Here is a 15635-nt window from a genome sequence, read left to right as displayed (position 1 = left end):
TTCAGCTCAGCAGGCCGTAGGGGCCGCCGCGTTCGAGCGCGCGCTGGTAGGCCGGGCGCGCATGGATGCGCTCCAGGTACGCCATGAGCCTGGGCCGCTTCGCATCGAGGCCGCCGCGCGCCTGCGCGGCTTCGACCGGAAAACTCATCTGGATGTCGGCACCGGTGAATTCGCTGCCGGCGAACCATTCGCTCTTGCCGAGTTCGCCTTCCATGAAATTCAGGTGGCTCTCGATGTTGGGCGTGACGATGGCCGCCTTCGCCTTGCCCGAGATCATTTTTGCAATCGGCTTCACGAAGAACGGCATCTTGCTGTTCTCGATCCTGTCGAACACCAGCTTGAGCAGCAGCGGCGACATCGCCGAGCCTTCCGCGAAGTGCAGCCAGTAGCGATAGCGCACCGCCTCGGGCGTGCCCGCCGCGGGCGCAAGGCGGCCGCTGCCATGGCGCTCGATCAGCGTTTCGATGACCGCGCCCGACTCCGCCAGCGCCAGCCCGTCGTCCGTCGTCACCACCGGCGACTTGCCCAGCGGATGCACGGCCCGCAGCGAAGCGGGCGCCAACATGGTCTGCGGATCGCGCTGGTAGTGGACGATCTCGTAAGGCAGGCCGAGTTCTTCGAGCAGCCAGAGCACGCGCTGCGAGCGCGAGTTGTTCAGGTGATGGACGGTGAGCATGAGGCGGCTTTACGAACTGAAGAGGAAGTTCATCACGTCGCCATCCTTGACGACGTATTCCTTGCCTTCCGAACGCATCTTGCCCGCGTCCTTTGCACCCTGTTCGCCCTTGTAGGCGATGTAGTCCTCGAACGAAATGGTCTGGGCGCGGATGTAGCCCTTCTCGAAGTCGCCGTGGATCACGCCGGCGGCCTGGGGGCCGGTGTCGCCGATGTGGATGGTCCAGGCGCGCACTTCCTTCACGCCGGCGGTGAAGTAGGTTTGCAGGCCCAAGAGCTTGTAGGCCGCGCGGATCAGGCGATTGAGGCCCGGCTCGTCCTGGCCGATTTCGGCGAGGAACATCTTCTTGTCCTCGTCGTCCATCTCGGCCAGTTCGGCTTCGATCTTGGCGCAGATGGCGACCACGGGCGCGCCCTGCTTGGCTGCGTATTCGCGCAGGCGGTCGAGGTAGGGGTTGTTCTCGAAGCCGTCTTCGGCCACGTTGCCGACGAACATCGCAGGCTTGGCGGTGATGAGCGTGAACGACTTCACCAGCGGCTGCTCTTCCTTCGTGAACTCGAGCGCGCGCACCGGCGTGTTCTCGTTCAGCGCGGCCTGGCAGCGCTCGAGCAGGCCGACGAGCTTCTGCGCGTCCTTGTCGCCCGAACGCGCCACCTTGGTGTGGCGGTGCAGCGCCTTCTCGACCGTGGCCAGGTCGGCCAGGCAGAGTTCGGTCTGGATCACCTCGATGTCGGAGATCGGGTCGACCTTGCCGGCCACGTGGATCACGTTCTCGTCGTCGAAGCAGCGCACCACGTTCACGGTGGCGTCGGTTTCGCGGATGTGCGCAAGAAACTTGTTGCCCAGGCCCTCGCCCGTGCTGGCGCCGGCCACCAGGCCGGCAATGTCGACGAACTCGACGATGGCGGGCACCACGCGCTCGGGCTTGACGATCTCGCTGAGTTGGTCGAGCCGCGGATCGGGCACTTCCACCACGCCCACGTTGGGCTCGATGGTGCAGAACGGATAGTTTTCCGCTGCGATGCCGGCCTTGGTCAACGCATTGAAAAGGGTGGATTTACCGACGTTGGGCAGGCCGACGATGCCGCATTGCAAACTCATGGGGGGTCCTCTTGGGTAACCGGGGATTTTAGGCTGTCCAGGTTTTCCCTCGGCCGCGCGCATTTCGGGCCGCTTCACCCGCCCGGAAATGCCGGCCCCAAAATCAGGGTTAAACCGGATTAGCAAACGTTTGCGCAAACGTTTTCGTTGGTTAACATCGATGCCCCGGCCACAGACCGGCGCACCGCTCAACCACCTCAGGAGACATCACCCATGAAGTTCACCCGCCGCACGCTGCAAAGCGCAGCCGCCCTGGCGCTGCTGGGCGCTTTCGCCGCCTCGCCCGCCCTGGCCCAGGACAAGCCGAAGGTCGCGCTGGTCATGAAGTCGCTGGCCAACGAATTCTTCCGCACCATGGAAGACGGCGCCAAGGCGCACCAGAAGGCGCATGCCTCGGAGTACACCCTGGTGGCCAACGGCATCAAGGACGAGACCGACACGGCCGCCCAGATCAAGATGGTCGAGCAGATGATGGCGCAGAAGATCAATGCGCTGGTCATCGCGCCGGCCGATTCGAAGGCGCTGGTGCCGGTGGTCAAGGCGGCCATCGACAAGGGCATTCTCGTGGTCAACATCGACAACCAGTTCGACGCCGCCGCGCTGAAGGAAAAGGGCATCCAGGTGCCCTTCGTCGGCCCCGACAACCGCGCCGGCGCCAAGCTGGTGGGCGACGAGCTCGCCAAGAGCCTGAAGGCCGGCGACAAGGTCGGCATCATCGAAGGCGTGTCGACCACCTTCAATGCGCAGCAGCGCACCCTCGGCTACCAGGACGCCATGAAGGCCGCCGGCGCCACGGTGGTGGGCGTGCAGTCGGGCCAGTGGGAAATCGACAAGGGCAACACGGTGGCCGCCGGCATGATGCGCGAGCACCCCGACCTGAAGGCGCTGCTCGCGGGCAACGACAGCATGGCGCTGGGCGCCGTGGCGGCCGTCAAGGCCGCGGGCAAGACCGGCAAGGTGCTGGTGGTGGGCTACGACAACATCGGCGCCATCAAGCCGATGCTGAAGGACGGCCGCGTGCTTGCCACCGCCGACCAGTTCGCGGCCAAGCAGGCGGTGTTCGGCATCGAGACCGCGCTCAAGGCGCTGGCCGAGAAGAAGCCGCAGTCGAGCATGCCGGCCGAAGTAAAGACCGACGTGGTGCTGGTCACCAAGACTTCCGCAAAGTAAGAAAAAAAAGGGCCGAAGTTGAACGCACCTGCCGCCGCCATGAATGCCGGCCTTGCCGTCCCCGTGCTCTCGCTGAGCGCGCTCGGCAAGGACTATGCGGCGCCGGTGCTCGACGACGTCTCGCTGGTGCTGAACGCCGGCGAAGTGCTCGCGCTCACGGGCGAGAACGGCGCGGGCAAGAGCACGCTGTCGAAGATCGTCTGCGGCCTGGTGCGGCCCACGCGCGGGCAGATGCTGCTCGGCGGCGCGGCGTTCCAGCCTGCTTCCCGCCGCGACGCCGAGCGGCTGGGCGTGCGCATGGTCATGCAGGAGCTGGGGCTGGTCACCACGCTGTCCGTGGCCGAGAACCTGCTGCTCGACCGGCTGCCCAACCAGAGCGGCTGGATCCGCCGCGGCAAGCTGCACGATCTGGCCGCGCGCCAGCTCGCGAAGATCGGCATGGAGCACATCGACCCGGCCACGCCGGTGGCGCGGCTGGGCATCGGCCAGCAGCAGATGGTGGAGATTGCGCGCAACCTGCAGGACGACACGCGCGTGCTGGTGCTCGACGAGCCCACCGCCATGCTCACGCCGCGCGAGACCTCGCACCTGTTCGAGCAGATCGAGCTGCTGAAGGCGCGCGGCGTGGCCATCATTTATGTGTCGCACCGGCTCGAGGAGCTGCAGCGCATTGCCGACCGCGTGGCGGTGCTGCGCGACGGCCGGCTGGTGGACGTGCGCGCCATGGCCGGCGTGCGCGAAGCCGAGCTGGTGCAGCGCATGGTGGGCCGCGCGGTGCACGAGCATGAGGGCCGCGACCGCCGCATCGCCGGGCCGGTGCTGCTGAGCGCGCGCGGCATCGGCCGGGCCGAGGCCGTGAAGGACGTCGACATCGACCTGCATGCGGGCGAAGTCATGGGCCTGGCGGGCCTGGTCGGCTCCGGCCGGACCGAACTCGTGCGCCTGCTGTTCGGCGCCGACCGCGCCGACCGAGGCGAAATTCTTCTCTACGACGGCATTGCCGCCACGCAGCCGGTGCTGCGCGTGCGCAAGGGCTGGCGCTCGCCGATGCAGGCCATCCGCGCCGGCATCGGCCTGGTGACCGAAGACCGCAAGTCGCAGGGGCTGCTGCTCACGCAGCCGATCCGCGTCAACGCCACGCTGAGCGATCTGGGCGCCATCTCGCACGCCGGCTGGCTGCAGCGCGCCAAGGAGCGCGGCATCGCCCGGCGGCTGGTGGAGCTGCTGCGCATCCGCTCGCGCAGCATCGAGCAGCCGGTGGCCACCCTGAGCGGCGGCAACCAGCAGAAGGTGGTGTTCGCGCGCTGGCTGCACCGCGAATGCAAGGTGCTGCTGCTCGACGAGCCCACGCGTGGCGTGGACGTGGGCGCGCGCGCCGACCTGTACGCCGAGCTCGACCGCATGACCGACGCCGGCAAGGCGCTCCTGATGGTGTCGAGCGACCTGCGCGAACTCATGGCCATGTGCGACCGCATCGGCGTGATGAGCGCCGGCCGGCTGGTCGCGGTGTTCGAGCGCGGCCAGTGGAGCGAGCAATCGCTGCTGGCCGCCGCCTTCAGCGATGCGGCAGGCCGCGCCGCCAGCGCGGCAACCCCCACGGCGGGCTCCGCCATTTCCGATCCGAATCCGGGCCAACCGGCCACCGCCGACACACCATGACCGCAGCCGCCGCCACCTCCGCCCCACCCTCCGCCCTGAAGGGCCAGCTGGGCACCTACGTGGGCCTGACCGTCGTGCTCGTGGGCATGGTCGCGCTCTTCGGCACGCTGAGCGAATATTTCCTCACGCGCGAAACCTTCATCTCCATTGCCAACGAGATTCCCGCGCTCGCGGTGATGGCCGTGGGCATGACCTTCGTGCTGATCATCGCGGGCATCGACCTGTCGGTGGGCTCGGTGCTTGCGCTGAGCGCGGCGGTCACGGCCGCCGCCATCCTCCAGTGGAAGCTCCCGGTACCGGCGGCCGCCGCGCTGGGCCTGGCCACCGGCCTGGTGTGCGGCAGCGTGACGGGCGCGGTGTCGGTCGCATGGCGGCTGCCGAGCTTCATCGTCTCGCTGGGCATGCTGGAGGCGGTGCGCGGCGGCGCCTACCTGGTGACCGATTCGCGCACGCAGTACGTGGGCGACGCCATCTCGGGCCTGGCCGCGCCGTGGATCGGCGGCATCTCCGCGGCCTTCGTGCTCGCGGTGGTGCTGGTGGCCGCCGGCCAGCTGGTGCTCACGCGCACGGTGTTCGGCCGGCACGTGGTGGGCATCGGCACCAACGAAGAAGCGATGCGGCTCGCGGGCATCGATCCGCGGCCGATCCGCATCATCGTGTTTGCCGCCACGGGCCTGCTGGCCGGGCTCGCGGGACTCATGCAGTCGGCGCGGCTCGAAGCGGCCGACCCCAATGCCGGCGTCGGCATCGAGCTGCAGGTGATTGCGGCCGTGGTGATCGGCGGCACCAGCCTCATGGGCGGGCGCGGCTCGGTGGTCAACACCTTCTTCGGCGTGCTGATCATCGCGGTGCTCGAGGCCGGGCTTGCGCAGGTGGGTGCCAGCGAGCCGAGCAAACGCATCATCACCGGCGCGGTCATCGTGGTTGCGGTGATCATCGACACCTTGCGCCAGCGCCGGGCCGATCGCCGCCTGGCCTGACGCTGCATAAAAAGGGGGAAGCAACCATGGCCACCATCAAGGACGTCGCGCTGCGCGCAGGCGTTTCGGTCACCACCGTCTCGCACGTGGTCAACGACACGCGCCATGTGAGCGCCAAGGGGCGCGAGCGCGTGGAAGAGGCCATCCGCGAGCTGGGCTACGTGCCCAACGCGATGGCGCGCAGCCTCAAGAGCAACACCACCTCGACGCTCGGCATGCTGATTCCGAACAGCTCGAACCCCTACTTTGCCGAGATCGTGCGCATCGTCGAAGACCGCTGCTTCGGCGCCGGCTACACGCTGGTGCTGTGCAACACGGACGACGAGCCGCGCCGCCAGAGCGTCTACCTGCAGGTGCTGGCCGAGCGCCGCATCGACGGGCTGATCGTGGTGTCGACCGGCGCCGGCGACGACGATTCGCTCGTCACGCAGCTGCACGGCCTGCGCATTCCCACGGTGCTGGTCGACCGCGAGATTGCCGACCCGGCCTGCGACCTGGTCGAAACCGCCCACATGCAGGGCGGGCTGCTCGCGGTGCGGCACCTGCTGTCGCTCGGCCACAAGCGCATTGCCTGCATCGGCGGGCCGGTGGGCGTGATGCCGAGCGAGCAGCGCATCGAGGGCTGGCGCATGGCGCTGGCCGAGGCCGGCACCGCGCCGAATGCCGATGCCCTGCTGTGGCGCGGCGGCTTCACGAGCCAGGGCGGCTACGAGGCGATGCACGCCATCCTGCGGACCGAAGAGGCGCCCTCGGCCGTCTTCGTCTGCAACGACCTGATGGCCATCGGCGCGCTGCGCGCCGCGCATGAAAGCGGCGTGCGCGTGCCCGACGAGCTCTCGATCGTGGGCTTCGACGACATCGAACTCTCGGCCTACACCAGCCCGCCGCTCACCACCGTGGCGCAGCCCAAGGAGCGCATCGGCGCGCTCGCGGTCGACATGCTGCTGGAGCGCGTGGGCGGCAAGCGGCGCGATGCGCGCAAGGTGGTGCTGCAGCCCGAGCTGCGCGTGCGCGCCTCGACCGCGCGGCACGCGAGCTTCCGCGAGGCCGCCGCACCGTCTTCCTCTTCCACGCCAAGCCGAAAGTCCCGCACCCCGTGAGTTCGACGCCTTCTTCCTCTTCTTCCAGCGCCGCCCCGCCGCCGCGCATCGTGGTGCTCGGCAGCCTGAACATGGACATCGTGCTGCGCGTGCCGCATGCACCGGCCGCGGGCGAAACCCTGCTGGGCCATTCGATCGCCCACATTCCGGGCGGCAAGGGCGCCAACCAGGCCGTGAGCTGCGCGCGCGAAGGCGGCCGCGTCGGCATGATCGGCTGCGTCGGCAACGACGCGCACGGCCAGGCGCTGCGCGATGCGCTCGGGCGCGACGGCATCGACACCGCCGCGCTGCGCACCAGCCCCGGCGAGCCCACGGGCACCGCGCTGATCCTGGTGGAAGACGGCGGCCAGAACCGCATCGTGATGATTCCCGGCGCCAATGCGCAGGCCGAGATCGACGCGCCGGCGCTGCGCCAGCAGCTGCAGGGCGCGGCCTTCCTGGTGACGCAGTTCGAGATACCGATGGGGCAGGTCGCGCGCGCCATTTCGGTGGCGCACGAGGCCGGCTGCAAGGTGCTGCTCAACCCCTCGCCGGTGCAGCCGATCGCCGAGCCGCTGTGGCCGCGCATCGACACGCTGGTCGTCAACGAGATCGAGGCCGAGGCGCTGTGCGGCCAGGCCGCCGACAGCCCGCAGGAAGCCGCGCTGGCCGGCCAGGCCCTGCGCGCCAAGGGCATTGCGCGCGTGGTCGTCACGCTCGGCGCGCGCGGCGCCGTGGCCATCGATGCCGATGGCGCGCGCCACCATCCCGCGCCCCAGGTCCAGGCGGTCGACACCACGGCCGCGGGCGACACCTTCCTGGGCGCGCTGGCCGTGGCGCTGGGCGAGGGCCAGTCCTTCGACGAAGCCGTGCGCCTGGGCATCCGCGCCGCCGCGCTGTGCATCCAGCAGCCCGGCGCCCAGCCTTCCATTCCGCAGCGCGACGCCGTGCTGCAAAGCCCCCTGCCACCCGACTGGATCGCACTGTGAAACGTACCGCCCTGCTGCATGCCGAACTCTCGCAAGTGATTGCCGCGCTGGGCCATGGCGACATGCTGGTCATCGGCGATGCGGGCCTGCCGATCCCGGACGGCCCCCGGCGCATCGACCTGGCGCTCACGCCGGGGATTCCGCGGGTCGCGGACGTGCTCAAGGTCGTGCTTTCGGAGATGCAGGTGGAGCGCACGCTGATCGCGCGCGAAGCCATCGGGCAGCTGCCGGTGGGACAGCTGCCGGCATGGTGCGAAGGCCAGCTGGCCGCCCTGCCGGAAACGGTGTCGCACGAGGAACTCAAGCGCCTGAGCGCGCGCGCCAAGGCGGTGATCCGCACGGGCGAATGCACGCCCTACGCCAACATCGTCCTGTACGCCGGCGTGACCTTCTAGATAGAGCCTGCTATTCGAAGCGGTAGTTCGCGCCCACCGCCTGCCCCACCTTGAGCATGTGCTCCACGCCCTGCAGCACGATGCAGTTCATGCCGAAGGTGATGCGCCCGTCGACGCGCGGATCGGCGCGGTAGGTGCGCAGCATGTCGCCGACCTCGGGGCTGCTCGTGGCGGTGGCCGGGTCGATGTCGGGAATCGGGCAGCGGGTGCAGGGCTTGACGGGCTTGAGCTCGGCCTCGCCTTCGCCGGTGGCGACGTGCAGCGCGTCGACCCGGTCCTCGTCGTGCGACTCGATGCCGGCCAGCACGATGTTCGGCCGGAAGCGCTCGATGCCGACCGCATCGTGGCCCGCGGCGGCCAGCCGCTCGTTGAGTTCGGCCAGCGAGCCCTCGCTGGCCACCAGCAGCGCAAAACCGTCGGCGAACTGGTTCGTCGCCTCGACGCCATCGGTCCATTGCAGGCTCGACAGGCGCTTGTGCTCGGGGTCGAAGCGCACCAGCCGCAACGCCTGCGGCTTGCCCGGCTCGGAGAGGAAGTCGCTGAACCACTGGGCGGCGATGTCGCCCATGTCGTAGGCCGCCACCTCGTCCTTCCAGACCCTCACACGCACCGGCTTCTCGACCCGTTCGAAGGCCAGGTGCAGGGCCAGCATGCCCGGCGCGCGCAGCACCACTTCCATGTGCTTCATCTGCGGGCGGATCAGCGCCATGCGCGGCAATTGCCGCTGGGTCACGAACTCGCCCTGCGCGTCAACCACCATCCAGGCGCGGTCGAATTCCAGGCCGGTCTCGGTCAGCAGCGCCTCGGGAAGCTCGACCCCCGCGCACGATTTGACGGGGTAGACGAACAGGCGCGCAATGGTGGCTTCAATGTCGAAGGCGGGCTGTGGCACGTGGGGTTCCTTGGATTCCTTGGAATTGGGCAGCGATTGTCCCGCATCGGCCGCCGGGAGCGCAGCCCGGGAACGGGCTTGTTCTTACAATGGCCGGATGGCCCTCCCTCCTGAAGTTTGCATTCGCGGCGCCGGCATCGTGGGCCGCACGCTGGCCCTGCTGCTCGCACGCGAGCGAGTGCGCGTCGCGCTGGTGGTTCCGCCCGCCGCGGCCGGCAAGCAGGACATCCGGGCCTATGCGCTCAACACCGCCTCCCGCACCCTGCTCGAATCGCTGCGCGCCTGGCCCGACGCGGCGCATGCCACGCCGGTGCGCGAGATGCTCGTGCACGGCGACGAAGGCGGGCGCGTGCAGTTCAGCGCCGTGCGGCAGAAGGTCGATGCGCTGGCCTGGATCGTCGACGTGCCGGCGCTCGAGCAGCAGCTGGCCGATGCGGTGCGCTTCCAGCCCCAGGTCGAAGTCGTTTCCGAGCCGGTGTCCGCGCCGCTCACCGTGGTGTGCGAGGGCAAGGCCAGCGCCACGCGCGAGGCCCTCGGCGTGAGCTACGCGGTCACGCGCTATCCGCAGCATGCGATTGCGGCGCGGCTCGAAGCCGCGCAGCCGCACGACGGCGTGGCGCGCCAGTGGTTCAACGACACGGGCGAGGTGCTGGCGCTGCTGCCGATGGGCGGCGTGCAGGGCCGTTCGCTGGCGCTGGTGTGGTCGGTCGACCAGCTTCGCGCGCCCGCGCTGCTGGCGCAAGGCGACGAGGAATTCAACGCCGCGGTGAGCGAAGCCAGCCATGGCGCGCTCGGCCCGCTTCGGCTCACGAGCGAACGTGCCGCCTGGCCGCTCGCGCGCGCCATCGCCGACCGCTGGACCGGCACCCTGCCGCAGGCGAAGGGTGCGGCCGCGCAGTCGTGGGCACTGGCCGGCGACGCGGCCCACACGGTGCATCCGCTTGCGGGCCAGGGCCTCAACCTCGGTCTGGCCGATGCGGCCATGCTGGCCGACGTGATCCGGCAGCGCGAGTACTGGCGCAGCGTGGGCGACCCGCGCCTGCTGCGCCGCTACGAGCGCGCGCGCCGCGCCGACGTGCTGCAGATGAGCCTGGCCACCGACGGCCTGCAGCAGCTGTTCTCGCACAGCGTGGGCCCCCTGCCCGCGCTGCGCAACTGGGGCATGCGCGGCTTCGACCGCACGCGCCTCCTCAAGCACTGGATCGCCAACCAGGCGATGGGCTTGAAGGCATGAATCCATCGACCGGACTTCCCATGAAACTCGCACGCAACCTTCTTCTCGCCGCCTGCACGCTGGCTGCGGCCGCCACGGCCCTGGCCGGTGAGGCCGAGATCCGCAAGAACCTTCCGGCGCGCATTCCGCAGTTCCCGGCCATCGACGAAGTCACCAAGTCGCCGCTGCCGGGCCTCTACGAAGTGCGCGTGAACGGCTTCCAGATCTACTACACCGACGAGCAGGGCAACTACCTGCTGCAGGGCAACCTGATCGACGTGAATGCGCGCAAGAACCTGACCGAGGAGCGCATCGAGAAGCTCAGCCAGGTCTCGTTCGACAAGCTGCCCATGAAAGACGCCATCAAGATCGTGCGCGGCAGCGGCAAGCGCAAGCTCGCGGTGTTCGAAGACCCGAACTGCGGCTACTGCAAGCGCTTCGAGAAAGACATGAAGACGGTCGACAACGTCACCGTCTACCTGTTCCTCTACCCGGTGCTCGGTCCCGATTCGGCCGTCAAGTCGCGCGACATCTGGTGCAGCAAGGACAAGGGCAAGGCCTGGGGCGACTGGATGGAAACCAGCGTCAAGCCCGCCACCGCGGCAACCGGCTGCGACGTCACGGCCCTGCAGCGCAACGTGGAATTCGGGCGCAAGTACAACATCACCGGCACGCCCACGCTGATCTTCAGCGACGGCACCCGCACGCCGGGCGCCATTCCCGCGGACCAGGTCGAGAAGCAACTCGCCGCCTCCATCAACTGATGGCCGCGCCGACCGTTTCCCGGCGCGCGCGAGCGGCTGCGCCGGCCGCCGCGGTGCACTACCGCATCGAGTGCGCCGACCTGCATGCGCACCTCTTCGCCGTCACCCTGACCATCGAGGCCCCCGCCGCGCAGCAGCGCGTGGCGCTGCCGGTGTGGATTCCGGGCAGCTACCTGGTGCGCGAGTTCGCCAAGAACCTGCAGGGCCTGCGCGCCACGCAAGGACGCCGCAAGCCCGCGCTGACGCAGCTCGACAAGTGCAGCTGGCAGGTCGACTGCGTGCCGGGCCAGCCGCTGGTGCTGCACTACCAGGTCTGCGCCTACGACAACTCGGTGCGCACCGCCTGGCTCGACGCCGGCCGCGGCTTCTTCAACGGCACCAGCCTGTGCCTGCGGGTCGAGGGCCAGACCGATGCGCCGCATGCGCTGGAGATCAGCGCGCCCGCCTTGCCGCCCGGCGACGATGCGCGCTGGTCCTGCGCCACCGCGCTCGTGCCCTCGAAGATCGACAAGCACGGCTTCGGCCGCTACCTGGCCGCTGGCTACGACGAGCTGGCCGACAGCCCGGTCGAGATGGGCCCCTTCTGGAGCGCCGAGTTCGAGGCCTGCGGCGTGCCGCACCGCTTCGTCATCGCAGGTGCCGCTGCCTCGTTCGACGGCGAGCGCCTGATCGCCGACACGCAGGCCATCTGCGAAGCCGAGATCCGCTTCTGGCATGGAGACAAGGCCGGCAAGCGAGGCGGCCCCAAGCTGCCGATCGACCGCTACGTGTTCATGCTCAACGCGGTGGACGACGGCTACGGCGGCCTGGAGCACCGGCACTCCACCGCGCTGATCTGCAACCGGCGCGACCTGCCCCAGCGCGGCGCGAAGAAGCAGCCCGAGGGCTACACCACGCTGATGGGCCTCATCAGCCACGAGTACTTCCACACCTGGAACGTCAAGCGCATGCGCCCGGCCGAGTTCGCGCACTACGACTACAGCCGCGAGAACTACACGCAGATGCTGTGGTTCTTCGAGGGCTTCACCAGCTACTACGACGACCTGCTGCTGCGCCGCGCCGGCCGCATCGACGACGCGGGCTACCTGCGCCTGCTCAACAAGACCGTGAACCAGGTGCTGCAGACGCCGGGCCGGCTCGTGCAGTCGGTGGCCGAGGCGAGCTTCGATGCCTGGGTCAAGTACTACCGGCAGGACGAGCAAACGCCCAACGGCACCGTCAGCTACTACACCAAGGGCGCGCTGGTGGCGCTGTGCTTCGACCTCAGCTTGCGCCGCGAAGGCAAGGGCACGCTCGACGACGTGATGCGCCACCTGTGGACCCAAGGCGGCGGCGGCCCGATCAGCGAAGCCGACGTGGCCGCGGCGCTCCAGGCCGTGGGCGGCCGCTCCTATGCGGCGGAAATCGCGCAGTGGATCCACTCGACCGAGGAGCTGCCGCTGGCAGATTTGCTGCGCGCGCACGGCGTGGCCGCGCTCGAGGATCCGTCGCAGCAGGCGCAGGCGCTGGGCCTGCGCGTGGCCGAGGCCAACGGCAGCGTCCAGGTCAAGGTGGTGCTGCGCGGCGGCGCCGCCGAAAAGGCCGGCTTCTCGGCCAACGACGAATGGATCGGCATCGAGCTGCCGGCCGTCGGCCGCAAGGGCCAGCAGCGCCCTGCGCAGGCCTGGCGCATCGCCAAGCTCGACGACCTGGCGCTGTACCTTGGCGACGCCACCCGCTGCACCGCGCTGGTGGCGCGCGACCGCAAGCTGCTGAGGCTGCCGCTGGTGCTGCCGGAGGGCGCCACCACCTGGCGCCTGTTCTCGCACGACGCAGCAAAGATCGCGGCTTGGCTCGCGCCGGGCGCGCGGCGCTGATCCGCGCCTATGGCCTGTATACAGTGAATCGCGTTTTCACCTTCCCTTGGAGACACCCATGAGCTACGAAAACATCGAAGTGCGGACCGAAGCAGGCAAGGTCGGCATCATCACCCTCAACCGGCCCAAGGCGCTCAATGCGCTCAACGACGCGCTCATGACCGAGCTGGGCACCGCGCTCAAGGCCTTCGATGCCGACGACGCCATCGGCTGCATCATCCTGACCGGCAGCGAACGCGCCTTTGCGGCCGGCGCCGACATTGCCGCGATGGCCAAGTACAGCTTCATCGACACCTACAAGGGCGACTACATCACGCGCAACTGGGAGACCATCCGCTCGATCCGCAAGCCCGTGATCGCGGCCGTGAGCGGCTTTGCACTGGGCGGCGGCTGCGAGCTGGCGATGATGTGCGACTTCATCATTGCGGCCGACAACGCCAAGTTCGGCCAGCCCGAAATCAAGATCGGCGTGATCCCCGGCGCCGGCGGCACGCAGCGCCTGCCGCGCGCGGTGGGCAAGAGCAAGGCGATGGACATGGCGCTCACCGCCCGCATGATGGACGCCGCCGAAGCCGAGCGCGCGGGCCTCGTGAGCCGCGTGGTGCCTTATGCGCAGCTGGCCGACGAAGCGCTCGGCGCCGCGCTGATCATCGCGGGCTACTCGCAGATCGCGGTGATGGCGGCCAAGGAGTCGGTCAACCGCGCCTTCGAGAGCGGCCTCTCCGACGGCGTCATGTTCGAGCGCCGGCTGTTCCATGCGCTGTTTGCCACGGCCGACCAGAAGGAAGGCATGGACGCCTTCCTCGCCAAGCGCCAGCCGGACTTCAAGAACGCCTGAGCGATCAGCGCGCGAGCAGCGCCTTCAACTCGGCCAGCGCCTGCGCCGGCGGCGTGCCGACCGAGGCGCCGGCTGCCGTGCCCTGCGGCGTCCAGCGCACCTGGTCGCCCGCGATCTCGAGCACCGCGAGCAGGGCGCCGCCGCGGTAGAGCTCCAGCCGCGCCTCGACGGGCGCGGCCGGTTCAGCGCCCGGCGCGGTGGCCGAACGAGCCAGCGTGTTGACCAACGCGGCCAGCCCCTCGGTGTCGCCGCGCGCATGGCGCACGCTCTGCCCGGCGCGTGTTGCGTTCAACGACGTCCATTGGTCGAGCGCCGAGAACGCACCTTCATCCGGACTTGCCGCGGCCTTGCCTGCCATCACGGCCGCGCGCGGCGCGGGGGCCGAGCGCAGCATGCCGGAGGCGGCGTCGGCGCTGGGGCTGCGCTGCGGTGCCGACAGGGCTGGAGAAGAACCAGAAGTGCCGCCGCTGGCGGCCTCGCGGGTGGCGGGCGGCGCTGCGGGGGCCATGGGCGCAGGAGGCAGCGGCGGCGCGATCGCTGCTGCTGGTGATGATGCTGGTGCCGGTGGAACTGCTGCAGGTGGCGCAGGTGCGGGAAGCGACGCTGGCAGGGGCGGCGGCTCTGGCGCGACCTGGCTGGCCTGGGGCTCGGGCGCTGGTGCGGCAGCCTGCTTGCCGGAGGGCGGCGGCGCCGATCGGCGCACTGCGATCTCACTGCTTCGCATGGACTCTTCGCTCACCGTGTCTCGCGCCGCTTCGGCCTGCGGCTGGGCTTGCGCTGGTGCCGGTGGCGGGGCCGATGCGGTAGCTGGCGCGGGCGCGGGTGCCGCGGCCGGCGCCGGAACTGCAGCCGCAGCCGGCGCCGCCTCCTGAGCAGTCGCAGGCGCGGAGGCAACTCCCGCCTCTCCATCCAGCCGCGCATCGGGCACCGGTTCGCGATGCCAGAGCACGGTCACGAAGGTAGCCAGCAGCACGGTCGCAAAGGCCGCGTTCCACGGCATGCGCGCATGCGATCCCCCGCCGCCGCCGAACAGCCGGCGCCACCAGGGCGCGGCACCCTCGTCTTCAGCCGCCGGCGCCGCCGCGGGAACCGGTGCGAGGTTGTGCRCCATCTTCCGGATCGCGTCGCGGGTGCGCGGATCGGGCAGTGCGTCGCAGTCGGGCGCGTGGTCGAGCGCGCGGCGCAGTGCGGGATCGCGCAGCGCCGCGTCCTCGCCGCCATCGTCGTCGAAGCCAGAGGTGCCGTTGCCGCTGCCGGTGTTCATGCGCGCTGCTCCAGCACCGACAGGTAGCGTTCCATGCAGCCGCGCAGTTTCTGCAGCCCATAGCGCAGACGGCTGCGCACCGTCTCGAAGCCGACCTGCAGGCTGGCCGCGAGCGCTTCGACCGTCAGCCCGTCTTCATGATGCAGCAGGAACGCGGCGCGCTGCTCGGGCGGCAATTCGTCGAGGCAGGCCAGCAGGCGCCGGCCGGCGGCGCGCCAGAACGCGAGTTCTTCGGCCGATGGATGCGCCGCGGCATCCATCGCGCCGCGCACGCCGCGGTCGAGCGTGGGAAAGGCGTCCTCGCCATCGTCCGGATGCGTGGCGTCGAGCGCCACCTCGCGCCCGCTCACGCGCAGCCGGTCCATCGCCAGGTTGTGCGCGATCGTGAAGGCCCAGGTGCGCCAGGCGGCGCCCTGCGGCGAAAAACTGTCGCGCGCCGAGATGATGCGCACCCAGGTGTCCTGGAACACCTCGTCCGCCTGCGCGGCCAGCCGGGCGCCCAGCAGCCGCTTGACGAAGCGGAACAGCCCGCCCTCGTGGCGCGCGTAGAGCACGTCGAACGCCGCGCCGTCGCCGCGCGCGTAGGCCAGCATCAACTGGTCGTCGGGCATGGCGTCGCGCTCGGTGGCGGCTTTGGCGGAAGGGGCGCGGGGCAGCGCAGACATCGGCGGATTTTCACCCGGGGTTGTACGGGCGGCGGCCGGCTTCGGGGTTGGCCATCGCAAAAAAGACACCGTGTGCGGCTCGGCGGGCTTGATT

General features: G+C 69.7%; 15 protein-coding genes. 10 read left to right on the top strand and 5 right to left on the bottom strand.

Translation table 11 applies throughout. The features are described 5' to 3' along the window. Window position 1: 1 nt before the first annotated feature. Entirely contained in the window at window positions 2-676 is a 675-nt protein-coding gene (locus tag AC1DMS_RS26885) for a glutathione S-transferase (RefSeq protein ID WP_015867396.1), read from the bottom strand. A gap of 9 nt (window positions 677-685) precedes the next feature. After that, complete coding sequence (ychF, locus tag AC1DMS_RS26880; protein WP_319439544.1) at window positions 686-1777, bottom strand: redox-regulated ATPase YchF; 1092 nt, start codon at window positions 1775-1777, stop codon at window positions 686-688. Window positions 1778-1990: 213 nt separating this feature from the next. Between ychF and AC1DMS_RS26875 the strand changes: the two genes are divergently transcribed. The 6 genes from AC1DMS_RS26875 to rbsD are packed head-to-tail and all read left to right on the top strand — an operon-like array spanning window position 1991 to window position 8049. Continuing rightward, entirely contained in the window at window positions 1991-2947 is a 957-nt protein-coding gene (locus AC1DMS_RS26875) for a sugar ABC transporter substrate-binding protein (RefSeq protein WP_015867398.1), read from the top strand. A gap of 39 nt (window positions 2948-2986) precedes the next feature. Further along, a complete protein-coding gene (locus tag AC1DMS_RS26870; protein WP_478181968.1) occupies window positions 2987-4606 on the top strand; it encodes a sugar ABC transporter ATP-binding protein in 1620 nt (539 codons plus the stop codon). Then, window positions 4603-5586 carry an ABC transporter permease gene (locus AC1DMS_RS26865; protein ID WP_436289755.1) on the top strand — a complete coding sequence of 328 codons (984 nt, stop codon included), beginning with the start codon at window positions 4603-4605 and terminating at the stop codon, window positions 5584-5586. The genes AC1DMS_RS26870 and AC1DMS_RS26865 overlap by 4 nt, the downstream gene beginning before the upstream one ends. A gap of 26 nt (window positions 5587-5612) precedes the next feature. After that, entirely contained in the window at window positions 5613-6686 is a 1074-nt protein-coding gene (locus AC1DMS_RS26860) for a LacI family DNA-binding transcriptional regulator (protein WP_015867401.1), read from the top strand. Then, complete coding sequence (rbsK, locus tag AC1DMS_RS26855) at window positions 6683-7654, top strand: ribokinase (RefSeq protein ID WP_478181960.1); 972 nt, start codon at window positions 6683-6685, stop codon at window positions 7652-7654. The genes AC1DMS_RS26860 and rbsK overlap by 4 nt, the downstream gene beginning before the upstream one ends. After that, the gene (gene rbsD, locus AC1DMS_RS26850) at window positions 7651-8049 is read left to right on the top strand and encodes a D-ribose pyranase (RefSeq protein WP_278879341.1); all 399 of its coding nucleotides are present in this window, start codon (window positions 7651-7653) and stop codon (window positions 8047-8049) included. Before rbsK ends, rbsD begins: the two co-directional genes overlap by 4 nt. A gap of 10 nt (window positions 8050-8059) precedes the next feature. Here rbsD and AC1DMS_RS26845 read toward each other — a convergent pair whose 3' ends face one another. Continuing rightward, complete coding sequence (locus AC1DMS_RS26845) at window positions 8060-8941, bottom strand: MOSC domain-containing protein (protein WP_478181959.1); 882 nt, start codon at window positions 8939-8941, stop codon at window positions 8060-8062. Window positions 8942-9038: 97 nt separating this feature from the next. Here AC1DMS_RS26845 and AC1DMS_RS26840 point away from each other — a divergent pair, with 97 nt between their 5' ends. Genes AC1DMS_RS26840 through AC1DMS_RS26825 form a run of 4 tightly spaced genes read left to right on the top strand, consistent with a single transcriptional unit; the run spans window position 9039 to window position 13612 of the window. Then, window positions 9039-10175 carry an FAD-dependent monooxygenase gene (locus AC1DMS_RS26840; protein WP_015867405.1) on the top strand — a complete coding sequence of 379 codons (1137 nt, stop codon included), beginning with the start codon at window positions 9039-9041 and terminating at the stop codon, window positions 10173-10175. Between the two features lie 20 nt (window positions 10176-10195). Next, window positions 10196-10918, top strand: coding sequence for a DsbC family protein (locus tag AC1DMS_RS26835; protein WP_018906230.1), 723 nt, complete (start codon window positions 10196-10198; stop codon window positions 10916-10918). Further along, a complete protein-coding gene (locus tag AC1DMS_RS26830) occupies window positions 10918-12774 on the top strand; it encodes a M61 family metallopeptidase (protein ID WP_436301761.1) in 1857 nt (618 codons plus the stop codon). Before AC1DMS_RS26835 ends, AC1DMS_RS26830 begins: the two co-directional genes overlap by 1 nt. Window positions 12775-12832: 58 nt before the next feature. Then, window positions 12833-13612, top strand: coding sequence for an enoyl-CoA hydratase (locus tag AC1DMS_RS26825; protein ID WP_015867408.1), 780 nt, complete (start codon window positions 12833-12835; stop codon window positions 13610-13612). Between the two features lie 4 nt (window positions 13613-13616). On the opposite strand, the gene AC1DMS_RS26820 is transcribed toward AC1DMS_RS26825, so the two are convergent. Together AC1DMS_RS26820 and AC1DMS_RS26815 are read right to left on the bottom strand one after the other, a co-directional pair. Continuing rightward, window positions 13617-14876, bottom strand: a complete 1260-nt coding sequence (locus AC1DMS_RS26820) for a hypothetical protein (RefSeq protein ID WP_478181958.1) — start codon at window positions 14874-14876, stop codon at window positions 13617-13619. Next, window positions 14873-15541, bottom strand: a complete 669-nt coding sequence (locus AC1DMS_RS26815) for a sigma-70 family RNA polymerase sigma factor (RefSeq protein WP_436301763.1) — start codon at window positions 15539-15541, stop codon at window positions 14873-14875. The genes AC1DMS_RS26820 and AC1DMS_RS26815 overlap by 4 nt, the downstream gene beginning before the upstream one ends. Window positions 15542-15635: the final 94 nt, after the last annotated feature.

This window comes from Variovorax sp. 05T418 (assembly GCF_056396385.1).
This window is presented reverse-complemented; position numbering and strand designations above follow the sequence as displayed.

Bases quoted from the DNA above. Each gene is read 5' to 3' on its own strand.
- AC1DMS_RS26885 (WP_015867396.1), bottom strand. From the start codon at position 676: ATGCTCACCGTCCATCACCTGAACAACTCGCGCTCGCAGCGCGTGCTC.
- ychF (WP_319439544.1), bottom strand. From the start codon at position 1,777: ATGAGTTTGCAATGCGGCATCGTCGGCCTGCCCAACGTCGGTAAATCC.
- AC1DMS_RS26875 (WP_015867398.1), top strand. From the start codon at position 1,991: ATGAAGTTCACCCGCCGCACGCTGCAAAGCGCAGCCGCCCTGGCGCTG.
- AC1DMS_RS26870 (WP_478181968.1), top strand. From the start codon at position 2,987: ATGAATGCCGGCCTTGCCGTCCCCGTGCTCTCGCTGAGCGCGCTCGGC.
- AC1DMS_RS26865 (WP_436289755.1), top strand. From the start codon at position 4,603: ATGACCGCAGCCGCCGCCACCTCCGCCCCACCCTCCGCCCTGAAGGGC.
- AC1DMS_RS26860 (WP_015867401.1), top strand. From the start codon at position 5,613: ATGGCCACCATCAAGGACGTCGCGCTGCGCGCAGGCGTTTCGGTCACC.
- AC1DMS_RS26840 (WP_015867405.1), top strand. From the start codon at position 9,039: ATGGCCCTCCCTCCTGAAGTTTGCATTCGCGGCGCCGGCATCGTGGGC.
- AC1DMS_RS26835 (WP_018906230.1), top strand. From the start codon at position 10,196: ATGAAACTCGCACGCAACCTTCTTCTCGCCGCCTGCACGCTGGCTGCG.
- AC1DMS_RS26830 (WP_436301761.1), top strand. From the start codon at position 10,918: ATGGCCGCGCCGACCGTTTCCCGGCGCGCGCGAGCGGCTGCGCCGGCC.
- AC1DMS_RS26825 (WP_015867408.1), top strand. From the start codon at position 12,833: ATGAGCTACGAAAACATCGAAGTGCGGACCGAAGCAGGCAAGGTCGGC.
- AC1DMS_RS26815 (WP_436301763.1), bottom strand. From the start codon at position 15,541: ATGTCTGCGCTGCCCCGCGCCCCTTCCGCCAAAGCCGCCACCGAGCGC.